Annotated in this window: 9 protein-coding genes; all 9 read right to left on the reverse strand. The window is 35.1% G+C overall.

Annotated features, from left to right (window positions below):
- Positions 1-99: 99 nt before the first annotated feature.
- Entirely contained in the window at positions 100-2,196 is a 2,097-nt protein-coding gene (locus J2W95_RS12705; RefSeq protein ID WP_310007556.1) for a glycoside hydrolase family 97 protein, read from the reverse strand.
- A 214-nt stretch (positions 2,197-2,410) separates the two neighbouring features.
- The gene (locus J2W95_RS12710; protein WP_310007558.1) at positions 2,411-4,327 is read right to left on the reverse strand and encodes a family 43 glycosylhydrolase; all 1,917 of its coding nucleotides are present in this window, start codon (positions 4,325-4,327) and stop codon (positions 2,411-2,413) included.
- Positions 4,328-4,444: 117 nt separating this feature from the next.
- Positions 4,445-6,739 (reverse strand): beta-glucosidase BglX, encoded by a 2,295-nt coding sequence (bglX, locus tag J2W95_RS12715; RefSeq protein WP_310007560.1) that lies wholly within the window; start codon positions 6,737-6,739, stop codon positions 4,445-4,447.
- 67 nt (positions 6,740-6,806) lie between these two features.
- On the reverse strand, positions 6,807-8,177 hold the full coding sequence (locus tag J2W95_RS12720; RefSeq protein ID WP_310007562.1) for a glucoamylase family protein: 1,371 nt from the start codon (positions 8,175-8,177) through the stop codon (positions 6,807-6,809).
- Between the two features lie 62 nt (positions 8,178-8,239).
- A complete protein-coding gene (locus tag J2W95_RS12725; RefSeq protein ID WP_310007564.1) occupies positions 8,240-9,070 on the reverse strand; it encodes a LamG domain-containing protein in 831 nt (276 codons plus the stop codon).
- A gap of 38 nt (positions 9,071-9,108) precedes the next feature.
- On the reverse strand, positions 9,109-10,578 hold the full coding sequence (locus J2W95_RS12730) for a RagB/SusD family nutrient uptake outer membrane protein (protein WP_310007566.1): 1,470 nt from the start codon (positions 10,576-10,578) through the stop codon (positions 9,109-9,111).
- Between the two features lie 18 nt (positions 10,579-10,596).
- Positions 10,597-13,584: a SusC/RagA family TonB-linked outer membrane protein gene (locus J2W95_RS12735; protein WP_310007568.1), complete on the reverse strand. Its 2,988-nt coding sequence runs from the start codon at positions 13,582-13,584 to the stop codon at positions 10,597-10,599.
- 241 nt (positions 13,585-13,825) lie between these two features.
- Entirely contained in the window at positions 13,826-16,570 is a 2,745-nt protein-coding gene (locus J2W95_RS12740) for a helix-turn-helix and ligand-binding sensor domain-containing protein (protein ID WP_310007570.1), read from the reverse strand.
- Positions 16,571-16,675: 105 nt separating this feature from the next.
- The gene (locus J2W95_RS12745) at positions 16,676-17,875 is read right to left on the reverse strand and encodes an acetate/propionate family kinase (protein WP_310007572.1); all 1,200 of its coding nucleotides are present in this window, start codon (positions 17,873-17,875) and stop codon (positions 16,676-16,678) included.
- Positions 17,876-17,896 lie beyond the last annotated feature (21 nt).

A 17,896-nucleotide genomic window follows, 5' to 3' on the forward strand; every position in this document is an offset into this window, starting at 1 on the left:
TTTCGAAATTCTAAAATAAAATTGATGTTAAAATCAAAAAAAAAATCCTGCTCACTTTAAAAGTTCACAGGATTTAATGAAATCATAGTTCAGTTTCTTTTACTTAATTGGTTCAAAACTAACGGCAGTTCCTCCTCCTGGAGCCAAGACCAAATTTAATTTAGATTTATTCGTAACCTCAACAGTTCTTATTTTGTAAGCCATTGGATTATTTTTCCAATCAGCATCTTTGGCATCTTCATAAATAATGGCTTTGTATTTTTGCCCTTTAGTTAAAAAGTCTAATGCAATTTCAGATTTTCTGGAATTTTCATCTGTGATTGCTCCCAAGAACCAAGTTTCCTTTCCTTTGGTTTTTCTTACAATGGTTAAGTAATCTCCTGGTTCTGCTTCCAGAATTTTCGTATCATCCCAATCCAAAGCAACATCTTTGATAAATTGAAAAGCATCCATACGCTTTTCATAGCTTTCTAGTAAATCGGCTGCCATTTGCAAAGGCGAATACATCGTTACATACAATGCCAATTGTTTAGCCAATGTAGTATGTACCTGTTCGGTTTTATTTTTATCATAAAAACTCATTTTGATTTCGAAAATCCCAGGCGTGTAATCCATTGGTCCGCCAAGTAATCTTGTAAATGGCAAAATAGTTTCATGACTTGGTGGATTACCACTACTCCACGCATTAAATTCATTACCACGAGCCGCTTCAGCAGCAATGTAGTTTGGATATGTTCTACTGTAACCAGTAGGACGTGAAGATTCATGAGAATTTAGCATTATTTTATAATCCGCTGCACGTCTTGCAACAAAATTGAAATGATTCACCATCGTTTGTCCATCATGAAACTCGCCGCGGGGAATTATTTTACCCACATAGCCTGTTTTCACTCCTGGATAATCATATTTTTTCATCAAATCGAAAGCGCGATCCAAATGACGTTCATAATTGGCAACTGATCCGGAGGTCTCGTGATGCATAATCATTTTCACGTTTTTTTCTTTGGCGTAAGCCGAAATTTCAGCCAAATTAAAATCAGGATATGGAGTGGTAAAGTCAAAAACTTCTTCTTTCCAGTTACCTGCCCAATCTTCCCAACCTACATTCCAACCTTCTACTAAAACGCCGTCAAAACCATTTTTGGCAGCAAAATCGATATACCTTTTTGTGTTTTCGGTAGTTGCGCCGTGTTTTCCTGAAGCAACCGGTTTTTCAGCAAAATTTGTAGCATTTTGAGAACCTGCATAATCCCAAGTTGATTTTCCTACGTGCATTTCCCACCAAATCCCAACATATCGCATTGGTTTTATATATGAAACATCGTCCAGTTTGCAAGGTTCATTTAAGTTTAAAATCATTTGTGAGCCCACAATATCACGAGCATCTTTGCTAATCATAATAGTTCTCCATGGCGACACACAAGACGCTTGCAAGTATGCTTTATCGCCGATTGCATTGGGAACCAACAGTGAAGTAAGTTTAAAATTAGAACCATTCACATTCAAATGCATTACAGGATAATTAACAACTGCTGCTTCAAAAATATTCACATACAAACCTGTTGAAGATTTCATCATCAATGGAGACTGCACTGCATATTTACCTGGAATGGTTTTAACTCCAATTCCATTATTTAAGTCCAATTTAGAATTGTCAATTTCAGAAAGTTTTGTCTCATTATACACATATTCATTGCTATCAAAATCACCAGGAATCCAAAACGTTTTGTAATCTTCAGTTAAATTAAATTGCGATAACTCATCTGAAATAATAAAATAATTTAGTTTCTCTTGTTTAGGAAACTCATATCTAAAAGCCACTCCCTCATCATATGCTTTGAATACTATATTCATTTTCACATTGGTTTCTTTTTGAACCAAAGCAATGGTAAGTTCATTATAATGATTTACAATTGATGCTTTTTGACCTAAAACAGGTTTCCAAGATTCATTGAAAGTACTCGCTTTTGAAGATTGAATTTCAAAATTAGAATCAAGAGCAGGTTTGTCTTTGAGTTTTATCCCTAAAGTACTTTCTACAATTACGGGTTTACCATTGTAATTCACAGTATATGATGGTTGCCCATTATTTACTAATTTGAAATTGACCTCAAGGGCGCTCGATGGGGATTTTACGCTTTGTGCATGAAGCAAACTCAAGGCAAAAACGAAAATCATTGAAAATAAATATTTCATTTGTTTATGTATTAATAATAGATAGTAAAAATACCTATTTACATTATAAAATTCTAACTAAAATCAAACTACAACCTTGTAGTAAAGACGAAAACGTTTTCGTTTTTGCTAATAAATTGATTATAAAAATTCCTTTTTCCAAAATGCCTAAAGATTTATCATTTTTAGTCACAATTTTCCAAAGAGACACTTCTTTTTTATTTCAAAATCAAATTTAATTAGGAACAGAGCGAGTGGTTTTGGAACCAATCCCATTTTCATTAAAAGCTTCAATAGCAAAATGATAATCTGTCCCTTTGTCAAGTCCTCTGAAATCATACGAGTTGCCCTCATAAACCATTATATTATTATACAATTTATCAGGGGCTATTCCGTAGTAAATAGTGTAGCCAACTGCTCTAGGCTGCATATTCCAATGAATCATTGCATTACGGGAATCCGAAAGACTTCTATCTACTTTAAATCCTGTAACCGCTTTTGGTTTCTCCCCCAATCCATTTCCAAAAACACGAAAATCCGAAACAGCAAATAACCCTGATGCGTTGTGGATGTTCACCATTTTTAGATAACGAGCTTCAATTGGTTTTGTCAATTCCAAATAATCATGAGGAGCATCTTTGTCGCTTTTGGATTTATCAACTACCAAAGTCCAATTTTGATTATCATCCGACATAAATATTTGATATTGATAATAAATATCCATCGCCTTGTTATGTTGCGTTGCTTTATGATCCGCATAATTAATCTGTAAAGCATTAATTCTCATTTTTTTGCCCAAATCAAGCTTTAACCATTCGCCAGGTTTATCCGTTTTGGCAGACCAATAGGATTGAATGTCTTCATCGGTTAAATTCTGGGCATTGTAACAAATTTTTTCGAACACTTTCTTTCCGCCTGTGTCCACTCTGTGGGTTTCTACCTCCATACAATCTTCAAAAGAAGATACTGTTGCTGTTTTTTTGTACGAAAGCAACATCCATCCTGAGAAAGCTCCTTGTGTTTGATCCCTTTTTTGAGTTGGTAGTAAAGTTGGATAATCTCCATAGGCCGTGATTGAATACATAATGTCGTCTTTGTCGAATCCAGACGGAAACATATCAATGCGGCGTTCAAAACGGTCTTTTATCGAAATCTTGCAGGTTCCGGTATTCCAGTAATTACCGTAGTTATCGACAAATGTGTTTCCGTGACCAGCTCCAATTACAAATCCTCCAGGCTTATACGACATCGGGTTGTGTTTTTGATAAGTGAATGGGCCAAGAGGACTGTTGCCTACATGGACGCCATTAGCATAACCTTTGAATTCCGTAGCCGGAGCTCCATATTGCATGTAATATTTTCCGTTGTGTTTGGTCATCCAAGCTCCTTCGATAAAATTACCCCAAGGCGCTGGTTCCATATCATTATTGGGACCAAAGCGTTCCCAACCATGAGCTGCTGGGTCTAAATTAACAACTGGTTTTATTTCGCCATAAGGATACTGAATATCCTCAACTTCGGTCGATGCGTACAATTTTTTGTAGTCTTCCTGATTCCCTTTTGGCAGCCATGTTTTATAATCGACCTCAACTCCACAAAGTGGCAATTTACCGCTTGAACCGTAGTACATATACACTTTTTTGTCGTCATCCTGAAAAATGGCAGGATCCCAAGTAGGCAACATAGCAACATCAATATGACGAACCCAACGACCGGATTTCGGATTGGCTGTTTTCCAAATTGGGTGGTCTTTTTTCCAAGTTGACCCCACATAAAACAAAGTATCATTTACAACCCAAGCCGAAGGAGCACATTGGTCGTCGTCTCCCGGAAGACGCTGAAAACTGCCATAAACAAAATTCCAATCTGACATATCTTTGCTCCAAAAGAAACCGGCCTGATTGGTGGCAAACAGATAATAATCACCTTTATAAGGAATAATTACTGGATCGGCACTGGATCGACGGGAAATAGGAATTCTATTGTGGTTTTCTGTGGTATAATTGTAACCGATATTTATGGGATTACAATAGGTAGAAGCTGGTTTATTCGGGTCAAACCATTCCGTTTTTCCATGAAGATTGTTTTTTGATTGTGCCATACCGATTCGGCAAATCAATAGCAATACGACTATTAAATACAGATTTTTCATTTTCAATACTTTTAAAAATTACTACATTTTAAATTTGCCTTTACAGATAATGAAAAAAAACAAAAAAGCCCCCCGTCTAACCAAAAACGAAGGGCAAACTAACCAAACTAACCAAACTTAATTTACTAAATTAAAACTAACCTTATTGCTTGTGTTTGAGTTTTCGCCAACGAAAACTTCAAACAATCCAGGCTCAGCAACAAATTTCAAATCAGAATTATAAAATTTCAAATCCTCTGCGCTGATATTGAATGTCAAAGTTTGTTTTTCTCCTTTTTTGATGGTTATTTTTTGAAAACCTTTAAGTTCTCTAACGGGTCTTGTTACAGAACCAACCACATCTCTTATATACAGCTGAACAGTTTCTTTTCCGTCATAATTCCCAGTATTTGCTACATCAATACTTACAGTTACTTTTTCACCGGAATTCATTTTATCCGATGAAATTTTCAGGTTGGAGTAATCAAACTTGGTGTAACTCAATCCGTAGCCAAAAGGAAATAATGGTTCGTTTCTCTCGTCTATATAATTGGATCTGAACTTTTCAAATTTCCCTTCTTTGTTAATGAGAGGCCTTCCTGTATTTTTAGAGTTATAATAAATTGGTACTTGCCCCACGCTTCTTGGAAAAGTGGCTGTCAATTTCCCAGAAGGATTTACATCTCCAAACAAAACATCGGCAATAGCATAACCAGCTTCACTACCGGCAAACCAAACGTTCAATATGGCAGGAACTGTTGTGTTTTCATCAGTTATCACCAATGGACGACCATCAAATAGAACTAAAACTACCGGCTTCCCTGTTTTTAATAATGCATTCAATAAATCTTTTTGCGCTTGTGGAATTTCCAAATTTACACGACTGCTACTCTCTCCGCTCATTTCGGCAGATTCTCCTAGTGCTGCCACGATAACATCGGCTTGATTGGCAATTTTCAGAGCTTCGTCCAATATTTCTTCTTTGGAACGATTATCTCTATTCAAGGTTTTTCCAAACATAGTGGCATTGGTCTCAAAAGTTTCATCGTAGTCAAGATTGCTTCCTTTGGCGTAAAGCACTTTGGTAGAATTACCTGCTACCGCTTTTATTCCTTCCAACAATGAAATACAATTTTCACCTTTCGTTGCCACACTCCAAGTTCCCGACATATTGTTTTTGGCATCCGCCAATGGACCTATAAGAGCAATTGTCCCCGATTTTTTCAAAGGCAGTAACTGTTTGTCGTTTTTTAGCAAAACCAATGATTGAGCTGAAATACTTCTAGCTTCATTTCGACTGGCTGTTGTGAAAATTTCAGTTTTGGCTCTATTTTCGTCACAATATTTATAAGGATCTGAAAATAATCCCAGATCATATTTTGCATTCAGAATAAGTGTTACTGCTTTGTCGATTTGCTCAATGGTAACTTTCTTTTCTTCTAATGATTTTTTTAAAGTGGTCAAAAGGCCTTCGCCCACCATATCCATATCAATTCCTGCATTTAGAGCTAAAGCCGATACTGCCTGCAAATCCCCCATTCCGTGGTCAATCATTTCTGGAATTCCAGTAAAATCAGTAACCACAAAACCTTTGAATCCCCATTGTTTTCTTAGAACATCAGTCATTAGCCATTTATTTCCGGTGGCTGGAACTCCATCCACTTCATTGAAAGAAGCCATAACCGTACCAGCACCTGCATCAACAGCCGCTTTGTAAGGTGGGAAATACTCATTGTACATTCTGATGTGACTCATATCTACAGTGTTGTAATCACGACCACCTTCGGGAGCCCCATATAATGCAAAATGTTTAACACAGGCTAGGATGGAATTATTTTTCGAAAGATCGTGTTGTTGGTAACCATTTACCATGGCTATTGCAATTTGGCTTCCTAAATATGGATCTTCTCCAGACCCTTCGGAAACTCTTCCCCATCGCGGATCACGGGAAACATCAACCATAGGTGAAAAAGTCCAATTGATTCCATCGGCACTAGCTTCTTGGGCAGCTATTTGAGCGCTTCTTTCAATCAATTTCATGTCCCAAGTACACGACAACCCAAGAGGAATTGGAAATGTAGTTTCGTACCCGTGAATCACATCCATTCCAAAAATTAAAGGGATTTTCAATCGGCTTTTTTCAACTGCAATTCGCTGTACCTCTTTAATTTTCTTAACTGATTTAATATTAAACAAACCACCTACCTTGCCTTCTTCAATATTCTTAGCAACATTGGAACTATTGGCTTGACCGGTGGTAATATCTCCAGAAGTTGGTAAATTCAATTGCCCCAATTTTTCCTCCAAAGTCATTTTTGACAATAACTCGGCTACAAATTCAGCTTTCGGTTTAATTGTTGTTTTGGGATTCTTCTTTTGGCTATAGCCAAAGACTGAAAAAACAAGCAGTACTATTATTAATTTCGGATTCATATTTTATTTTTTTATTTGTTTAAACATCCAAACCATAGATTTTTGGATTATCATATTCAACACAACTTTAAAATCCGTATTTGGCTGAATGAAAACCTAAATTCAATAAACCTTGTTTTACTTCTGGTGCGTTCATAAACAACTTCCATATCAAACCGGTTCGATAATTTTCAATCATTGGTGCTATGGTTCCTTGGTCGATTGCCAAATAACGTGGTGTAACCCAATTATAATGCGGTGAAAAAGCGTCATAAGGCCCCGCAATTCCTACATAAGTACTTTTCTTTTCATCATATAAATAATGTAAAAACTTCATACTTTCTTTTGGAGTATATGGAAAAGAAGATAAAGCCGCAGTTGGTGTTATAACTCCTAAATCATTGTCGGTGTCGTGAGCAGAATAGCCTGTAGATCCATCTTTATTTCGAGTGTAACTGGCAGTAAGCCCCCAGCATTTTTCAGAATATCCATTCCATTTTTTTGGATTATCAACACAATAGCTGTATATGATTTTTGTTTGATTCTGGGTCAATTCCCAATAATTAGCGTACTTATCGGTAAGTTTGGTAGGATCCAATCCTAAGTAAGAATATTGCGCCCAAAACAAAGGTCCGGCATTTCCAGAACCTGTATTGTACTTGAAAACTAATGGAATTCCATATTGCTTTTTATCAGTTGTAATAGTTCCGTTACGAGTCCATCCTTGATGATAAGCAGCAGCAGGAATAGCATGAGTTGGAGATGCTGCTCCCATTATATATGCTATCAAACACTCATTGTAACCTTCCAATTTGAATTTCATCTCCCATTGGTAGTCTGGAGACCAATGCCAATACATCGCATTTTCACCGTTGGTGTACCAGCTCCATTCTACCCCTTTCCAAAGTTTATCTGCTTTGGCAGACAATTCTTTTTCCTGAACATTTCCATTTTTGAAATATTCTCGCACGACAATCAGTCCTTGGCTTAAAAAAGCGGTCTCGACTATATCACCACCGTTATCTTTTTTATTTCCAAAAAAAATGGCTTTACCTGTCGTTCCATCCATCCAATGTGCCCAAGCTCCGTGAAAGCGATCTGCTTTTTCAAGAAAATCCATTGCTGTGGTCATTCGAGTAACAGCTTCAACTCTTGGAATAAAACCTCTTTCTACTCCAACAATCAAAGACATTAGCCCAAACCCAGAACCTCCTGTGGTAACTTTGTTAGCTTCATAGTCAGGATTGTCAGTGTGATAACGTTCCCTTCCTAATTTTGAGTTGGGTTCAGCATAATCCCAAAAATATTTTATTGCATCTTTTTGAACTTGATCCATTGCTTGATCATCCGTCAATTGAACAGATTCCTTTATCGACTTATTAACCTTTGTATTACTGGTATTACTACAACATAAAAGAAATACAAAAGTAGGGACTAGTAAAAGTTTAATTTTCTTCATACTTCGTTGTATAAAAATTTGCCAAAGTAAAATTACTTTGGCAAACACTATTTAACTTAAAATTATTCTTTTCCTGTAAATAATGCATTTACTTCTGTTGCAGTCAATGCTGAAGCATACAGTCTAAATTGATCCAATCCTCCAGTCCAGGAATTCATCCATCCTTCTTCAGGATTACCTGATCCTCCTATTCTGAAACTACCCACTTTTGAAGTATTAAATTTTATGTTCCCATGATCTGTCCATTGACCAAGAGGTTCATATGCCACTCCATCTCTATAAAGCAACATTTTTGAAATTGTTGCATCATAAACAAATGCATAATGATGCCATTGATCATCAAATATACCCGGCACCGATTTATCATTTACCCATTCGAACCATTTATCAGATCCACCTGTACTTGGTTGTTCATCAACAAAAAATTTAAGAACAGGTTTTTCAACAGTCCCTTCCACCATTGCAAACATTGACGCTTTCGCCCAGTTATCACTTGTCAAGGCAAATACAAATTCTGTTTGAGTTGGAACTGCGTGTTTTGCCCAAAATGCAACTGTAAGGCTTCCTGCCGTTGCCGCAAAATCATTTGCAGATGAATAGGCTATAAATTTTTTGGGTTCACCACCCTGTACTCCTTTTCCCTTAATACCCTCGGTTGGGGTAAGCGGATTGTCGCTAGGAAATTTAGCTCGAATATTGTCCACAGCAAATTTCAATGGATCTGTAGTATTATCATCAAAAGGGACATAAAACTTCAAAGGTCCTCCAACAGGGTTTTCATCTTCTGGATAATCACCCAAGGGAGGTGTGTCCATATCCTGACATCCAAATACCATCATCAAAATAAATAGTATTCCGAAAGCTTTCTTTATAATTGATATATTGATTTTCATTTGTATCATTTTTAATATTTAATAAATCAAATCATTAATTAATAATTAGGATTCTGTACCAAAACTCCATTAGATTGATCAATGGCTGTTTGAGGAATAGGATAATGTTTATTTTTGTCTTGGTATCCTAAAGGCCCCAATATCGATGATGCATCTCCCCAACGAACTAAGTCGTAGAATCTTTCTCCTTCCATTGCCAATTCGATTCTCCTTTCATGTTTGATTGCATTTCCAAGGTTGGCATCTGCCGGAACATTAGGAAGCACTCCAGCATTATTTCCTCTTGCTCTTGCCCGAATTTGATTAACATAATCTGCGGCTTTAGTAGTGTTTCCTAATCTGTATGCAGATTCAGCCGCCATTAAAATAACATCCGCATAACGAATAATTTTAACATTAAACCATTGATTTTTCCCTGTGCCTTGATCGGCTCTGTAACTTGGTGTAGAATAAGCCTTTTTGTTCCAATATGGTTGTCCTGATCCTGTTAAAGGAACAGTATTACCGTATCCGTCATCTTGTCCAGTGAAAAGAATCGTGGAGTTCTTACGCGGGTCTCCTGCTTCATAAGCATTAACTAAATTTGGTGAAGGTACATTGAATCCCCATCCTAAATCCCAAACTCCAGAACCACGAACACCTTGTGATTCAAAATAATTATTTGAATAATTAACACCATCCTGTCTAAGAAATTGTACTTCAAAAATAGCTTCGCTACAATTGTCTCCTTGTTCTTTAAACAAAATTTCATACGAATTAAAAAGTGTATATTGTCCTGAGTTGATTACCAGTTCGGCTTTCTCTAGTGCTTTTGCCCAGTTACCTTGATACAAATATAATTTCGCCAATATAGAATTAGCGAAACCACTAGTAGCTCTTCCAGGATAAGCAGGCCAGCTAAGCGGTAAATTTTGAGCTGCAAATTCTAAATCCTCAATAATTTGAGCATCAACTTCCGCGATAGAAGATTTTGCCTTAATAGCATCACTTGGAGTGACAATTTTATTCAAAACAATAGGCACTTCACCAAAATCTCTGCGCAATTCAAAATAAGAAAACCCTCTTATAGCCGTAGCTTCGGCTTTGTTTGTCAAAGTACCAGAGTCCGATTTTCCAGAATTTTCAACATCATAAATCAAATCATTACAAGCATAAATCAAGCTAAAATGACCATTCCAATTTGTTGCAAATTCAGTTGGAGAATAAGCAAATCCGTCCATTATGTTACCTAAGTTTGCTGCATCTCCAGGGTCACTCCCTTTCATGGCATCATCGGAACGAATATTTTGAAACCAGTATCTGTCCCAATCGGAAACTCCCGCCTGTGTTCTCATTTTACCATATAAACCAAAAGCTTTTTCTTCAAAACCTCCTGCTGGTAAATCTCCTTCTGCTGCTGTTCCTAATGGTTTTCTATCCAAGAATTCATCATCATTACATGAATTTAAGATTGTCAATGAAACTACGGCAAGTAGCGATATATATAGTTTAGATTTAAAATTTCTCATTTTTTTCAGTTTTTAATGTTAAAAAGTCAGATTCAAACCAAAAGATGTAATCGCAGGCAGAGGATACCCTCCTGTGTCTTTTCCGAATGAAATTGGTGTACCGCCCGCTTCTGGAGTGAATCCTGAATTATAAGCCCAAGTAAATGGGTTTTGAGCATTTAGATAAATTCTTAGACTTTGAAGAAATGTTTTATCCAAAAACTCTTTGTCAAAGTCATAAGCTAACTGAATGTTTCTAAGTCTCAAATAACTTCCGTCTTCAATCATGTAAGTTGATGGCAATTTATTATAACCTGAACCGTCATTTAGTCTTGGCTCCCAATTTGAAGTACCAGCTCCAGCCCATCTGTCCAATCTTTCAGTTCTATAATTAAATACGGCAAATGTTGAACCATTCCCCCAATCTCTGTATATTTCATTCCCATAAACACCTTGAAAATCAAATGACAATGTAACATGTTTATAGGTTGCACTCAAAGAAAAACCATACGAAACGTCTGGTGTTGGGTTACCAATTATCGTTCTGTCATCTGTGGTAATTTTTCCATCACCATTTATGTCACTGTATTTAAAATCCCCAGGCGCATAATCCCCTAATGAGCTTGGTGGAGAAGCTAAGATATCTGCATAAGACTGATAAAGCCCCTCTACAACATATCCATAAAATGAACCGATTGGCGCGCCAGCAGTAAGAATCGATGGGCCTTCAAAAACTTGGAATCCTGGCTCATAAACTGAAATCACCTCGTTCTTCAATGTGGTAGCATTACCACTGATGGAATAGCTAAAATTTTCATTTATATCATCATTCCAAGAAGCAGAAAATTCAAATCCTTGATTCTCAATCTCACCTGCATTGGTATAAAATTTTTCGCTTCCAAGATCAACAAAAGTCAATAAATCTTTAGTAGTTTTATTGAAATATGCGAATTCAAAATTCATTCGGCTTTCAAAAAGTTTCATCTCTATCCCTCCTTCATAACTAGTCACTGTCTCCCACTGCAAGTCTGGATTGTTACGATAGGCCAACACATAAGCAGGGACAATAGATTCTCCAAAAACGGCTGAACTACCTGTAGTATAAGCTGGATAAGCTGGATAATGTATCGATGAATATTGGTTACCTAAAATACCGTAAGAACCTTTAATTTTCAATAAATCAAAAAACTTTTGATCTTGCATGAAGTCCTCTTTGGTTATTTCCCAAGCAGCTCCTAAAGACCAGAAGTTTTGCCAACGGTTGGACTCGCTAAGTTCCGATGAGCCATCACGACGGAAAGAACCATTTATAATATATTTACCATCATAGTTATACAACAGACGAGCCAAATAAGAAACGGTGGATCTATCCCATTGATCTGAACTAGCAAAACGAGTTGTTGGATCCCCATAAGGATAAACGTTTAGATACCACCACCTTTTGTTATTAGGAATTTGCTCTCCACCAACATATTGGGAAACGGTTCCGCTCACACCTTCAAAATTTTCTTCTAAACGAGTGTAACCAGCCAAAAGGGTAAAATCATGGTTTCCAAAATCTTTGTTGTAAGTAAAATTATAGTCCTGTTGTTTCTTGTTGAAATCATTTTTGAATTGATTGACATTTGTCAACGTATTACCTCCGTATTGAGTTACTTCATCAGTTTCACTTACATAAACATCAAAAACAGGAGTGTATCCTCTACCCTTACTATAACTTGTTTCTGTTTGATAAGAGCCCTTAAATTTTAATCCATCAATGATTTCAATTTCAGCAAAAGCATTAATGATATATTTTGATTCTTCATTCAATTGTGTGAATCGTTTCGCTTCAACTTCTGCAAGCGGATTTCCGATTTGCGCAGCACCAATCTCCAAAGGCAATTGATTGTACATCCCATTTGCGTTAATAGGTGAAACAATTGGTGTAGCTCTCAATGAGCTTTCAAAGTTACGCAACTGTGGTAGGGATGAATTGTATCCATTCATGGATACCCCTATTTTTATCGACTCTGTTATTTGTGTCTGATTATTGACATTGAAAGTGAATTTTTTATATTTCTCATTCTCAATCAATCCATCATCCTCAACATGACCCAGACCAAAATAGAACTTATTTTTATCTGTGCCGTTTGAGAAACTTAGGTTATTAGTTATGACTAAAGCATTGTCGTTGCTGATTTCTTCAATCCAATCAGTATCGGCATTAAATTTGTCATAATGAGCATAAGGAGCTAGTCCTTGATTGGCTCTTTGTTCATCATATAAGGCCTTAAATTGCGCACCATTAGTGAGCGAAGGAATATCGACTAAAGTCTTAAAACCAACAGAACTATTAAAATTAACAGTGCTTTTTCCCTCTTTCGCTTTTTTAGATGTAACAATGATTACCCCATTTGCACCACGAACACCGAAGATAGCCAATGAAGACGCATCTTTCAATACTTCCATAGATTCGATATCTGATGCATTCATAAATTTAATATCATCAGCAAAAATACCATCAACAACATACAAAGGTTTTGTTTGGTATCTACTCACTGTTCCTCTAATTCTAACATCTGGATCTTCACCAGGTTTTCCTGAGTTTACAATTGACAAACCTGCCACTTTTCCTTGTACGGAAACAATCGGGTTTGGATTTGGTTTATCTGCAATTTCTTTTGCTTGTACTTTAACAATAGACCCAGTTAAATCTCTTTTCTTTGCTGAACCGTATCCAATAACTACCACTTCTTTTAATGCGGTGTCTTCAGATTCTTTCAGCGTAACAGTCATCGCTGTCAAAGTTGCCGGAATTGATACAGCTTCAAAACCGACTAAACTTATTTTTAATATATCACCTTCTTTGGCCTTAATACTAAAATTACCGTCAATATCGGTTTCAGCCGAGGCATTTCCTGCAACAACAAATGCTCCAGGTATTCCTAGTCCAGTCGGATCCAATACTTTTCCTTTGATTTCTTGACCAGTCATATACGCTGGAAGCAGAATGAGTGCTAAAAAGCTAATGATAAAATTTCTCATAGGTTTGTTACACATTTAAGTTAGTCTAGCTAAGTTAAACAAATACAGCGTTTTAGTAATAAAAACCCCCTACTACACAAATACATCAAAAAACAGAACTGAAAGACGAACCCGCTATTTTACAAGACTTTACAAAATATTTGAAGTACTACATTTAGCACCATTGATGTAGTGTTGATGTAGTAGAATAAGGTAAAGTAGTTATAAAATTTGCATATTATTGCCAAAGAATTGTGAATTATTATAACGATAATAAAAACATAGAAAGCGATTCTTCCTGAGAAAGCCCCATTTTTTTCCTTAAACGATAACGATGTAGTTCTACTCCTCTAAAGGAAATATTCATCATTGGAGCAATTTCTTTGGAGGAAAGATTCATTTTTAAGTATACACAAAGCTTAATATCCTTTGGTGTCAAATTTGGATATCTTTTTGAAAGAGCAATAATGAATTCATTATTGATTTGATTAAGATTAGTTTCAAAAACCTCCCATTCGTGTTTATTAACTGCGTTAATTCTTATCGATTTTTTAATTTCACTCTTTAATTTATTGAAATCTAATTCTGTATCCAAAATATTTTGGATATTTTCAATCATTTCGCTTTGCTTAGCAATAGAAAGTGATTTTCCAGCAACTTCCAATGATTTTGATTGTAGTTCCAATTGCAGAATATGCTTCTCATACTCTTGTCTATTCAACTCATTTTCAGCCTTCAGCTCCATTTCCAAAATTTCCTTCTGATGTTTTAACTCTTCCTTTTGCAAATTAAGTTTCTGAATGTATTTTAACTTATTCCACATATAATAAAGGTAAAGAATAAGCCCAATCAAAATCAGATAAACAAAAATCATCCAAGATGAAAAATACCACGCTTTGGCCACAACAAATTGAAAATTTGCAATTTTATTATAATTTGAGCCATCATTACTATAAATACCTACATCTTGAGAACCGCTGTTCAGGTTATTTAGAAGAATTAATCCTTCTTTTATTGGAGAATATCCTTTTGACTCATTAATTTTATAAAATAAATCAGGTTTTTCAGCACCGTAAATCCCACATATTACATTTATCCTAAGCTCTGAATTGAGGCTGATTTTAGAATTATTTTCAACCAAAATATCATCATTGAAAGCTTCTATCTTTATTTTTACTTTCTCTTTCTCTTCCTTTTTTAAATCAAGTGAAATAAAGCCATCATCCATATTCAACAGATAATTATTATTATCCTTAAACACTTTTAAATTGTCATTGATTATTTTTCCTTTGTAATATTTCTCCTGAATACTGTTTCTGATGAATTTTGTTCCTTGAACAAATACGCTGTACAAAATTCCGTCCTGTAGTACCATAAAATGATTTTCATCAATAGCTACGATATCAGAAACGTTTCTAAAATTAGAGTTAAACAACTCATTATTTTCCAATTGGTTGGTAATGGAATTGTATGTGTACCAAGAATTATCTATGAGAAAAAGAATTTCATTTCGAAACTCAAATATTTTAACCCCAAAGTCATTACTGATTTTATTGCGCAGGGTCACATTATCAACTTTGGTAGTTACATAATCATCATTATACAAAATGCGGTACAGACCTCTATTATTATCCGCTGCCCAGATTTCGTTTTTCCTGTTTTGCGCAAGATATTTAATAGGCTTTAATACTTCTTTTATGGCATTATTTTTACTTAAATCATTGATGTCATTGTAAATAATAATTCCGCTGTATGTAGCTTGCAAATACGAATTATTAATACTGCTTTTAACCAAATTCCATCCTCCGTTAATATTACTCAATTTACTCAACAATCCGTTTTTAAAAATATAAGTTCCCTCGTTGTGGCCAATTAGATATTGATCATTCATTTTGCTGATATTCCAAGCCTGACCTTGTGTATTTGGAATTAATGAAAGTTGTTTTTCTTCATATTTGAAAACTCCGTGATTCGATGCCATCAAATACCCATTTTGAGTACTAGCCACAGAATATACGGATCCTAAAATTCCTGAACTATCATAAAATATTGAGATTGGAGAGTTGATTTCGATATGAGCAATTCCATTATCAAGGCCCAACCATAAATCATTCTCTTTATCTTGAAAAACACTCAAAATCGAATTGTTCATCAAGACATTATTGCGGTTTATATTTTTATAAGATCCATCATTCAAATCAAAGATATAAACGCCTTTGTTAGCCGTTCCTATTATCATTTTATTGTTTTTGATGAATTGTGCAACATTGATATTGGCTGATTTTAATATATCATTCAAATCATTTTCCCAAACACTCAAAACATTATTCTCAAAAACAAAAACGCCACTTTTTTGCGTGAAAAAATAAATTCTATTTTGGTGTTTTTGAATACCATGAATTACCTTATTCTCCAAAAGAGACAGATTATCCGCTTTTTCTACTTTATCATTAATCCATTTAAAAATCCCTTTCTCAACAGAAGCAATCAATAACTGATTATCGACAACAAAACAATAGGAAATCAAAAAAGGAAGCTTTGTTTCCTTAATCACTTTACCATCAAAGGCAAAAAAACCATTAAAAGATTGGAAGTAAATTTTGTTATTAAACTTAAAAATCTTCCAAATTTCTTCATTATTATTGGTGCCAAATTTTCTCTTGCCTTTTGTAAGAGAAACATAATGCATCTTAGCATTTTTACGAAACCAATAACCAAATTCTTGATACGAACCAGAGTAAATCCGGTCCCCGTCTATCATAATGGAACGGATAACAGTTTTGTTGGGCAACATATATTTTTCCCATTTTACGCCATCATATCGTAACAAATAATTATTATTAGCAAAATACATGGCATTATCTTTTCCTTGAACCACATTCCAAATCTGATTATCTCCTTGATAATTTGATTTACTGTAATTTTCAACAAAAGGAAGCAACTCTTGGGCATTTAACTGCAATGCTATAAAACCGAAAAAGAATATGTGAAGTAGTCTTGCTTTCAAACCTTTATGTTTTTTTATCTGATATAAATATAATTAGATTTCTCCAATAAAAAACATAAAAAAAAGCCTCTGAAATCAGAAGCTTTTTGATGAAAAATTTTTATTTTAATTTAACAGCAAGTCATAAACTTGATTTGCTATTTCTATTTCTTCATTAGTTGGGATTACTAAAATTTTTGTTTTTGAACCTGAAGTATTGATTTCTCTGATTTCTTTGGAACGAATCTCATTTTTGGCATCATCAAGTTGCAATCCATAATAATCCATATCGGTACACACCAATTTTCGCATATGCGATGAATTCTCTCCAATACCTGCGGTAAAAATAATAGCATCCAAACCATTCAAAACAGCTGCATATGAGCCTATAAACTTCTTAATTCTATAAGCATTCATATCCAAAGCCAATTGGCAATCCAAATTTCCTTTTGCCGCATTTGACTCAATATCCCTTAAGTCACTAAATCCAGTAAGACCAAGCATTCCGCTTTGTTTTTGAAGCAAATTATTCACTGCATCCAATGAATACCCTAATGAATTAACCATATGGAAAATTATTGATGGATCTACATCACCGCTTCGTGTTCCCATAATCAAACCATTCATTGGAGCAAAACCAAGCGTGGTGTCAATACTTTTACCATCTTTTATCGCAGTCATACTGCAGCCATTTCCTAAATGTACCGTAATAATTTTTGATGATTTCCCTGAATTATTTTCATTTAAATAACCAATTGCCTTTTCTGAAACATATTTATGACTTGTTCCGTGAAAACCATAAACACGTATCTTATTTTCTGTCAAAAGATAATTTGGCACTGCATACTTATGAGCGACAACCGGAATTGTTTGATGAAAAGCAGTATCAAAAACAGCAACTTGTTTTGCATCGCTGAAAATTTCTTCGGCAACAATTATCCCTTCTAAATTGGCAGGATTATGCAAAGGAGCTAAATCAGAAAGTTGTCTTATCTTTTCCTTTACTTCAGTTGTGATTGTAACTGTATTCGAAAAATTGCTTCCTCCATGTACCACTCGGTGACCAACCGCTTCAATCTCAGACGTACTTTTGATAACTCCAACCTTTTCATCCATTAGCAATTGAGAAATCTTCTTCAATCCTATTTTATGATTTGCAATTGGTAAGGTCTCTTCTACTTTGACTGTATCGGTTACATAACTAAAATTTGAAGATTCCAAACCTATTCTGTCTATCATCCCACTACAAATTACTTCATTAGCAGGCATATCAATCAGTTGATATTTAATAGACGAACTTCCTGAATTTATAATTATTATTTTCATTTAAAATTTATTTAATGATTA

The sequence above is a fragment of the Flavobacterium granuli genome, assembly GCF_031456055.1.
GTDB classification, from domain to species: domain Bacteria; phylum Bacteroidota; class Bacteroidia; order Flavobacteriales; family Flavobacteriaceae; genus Flavobacterium; species Flavobacterium granuli_A.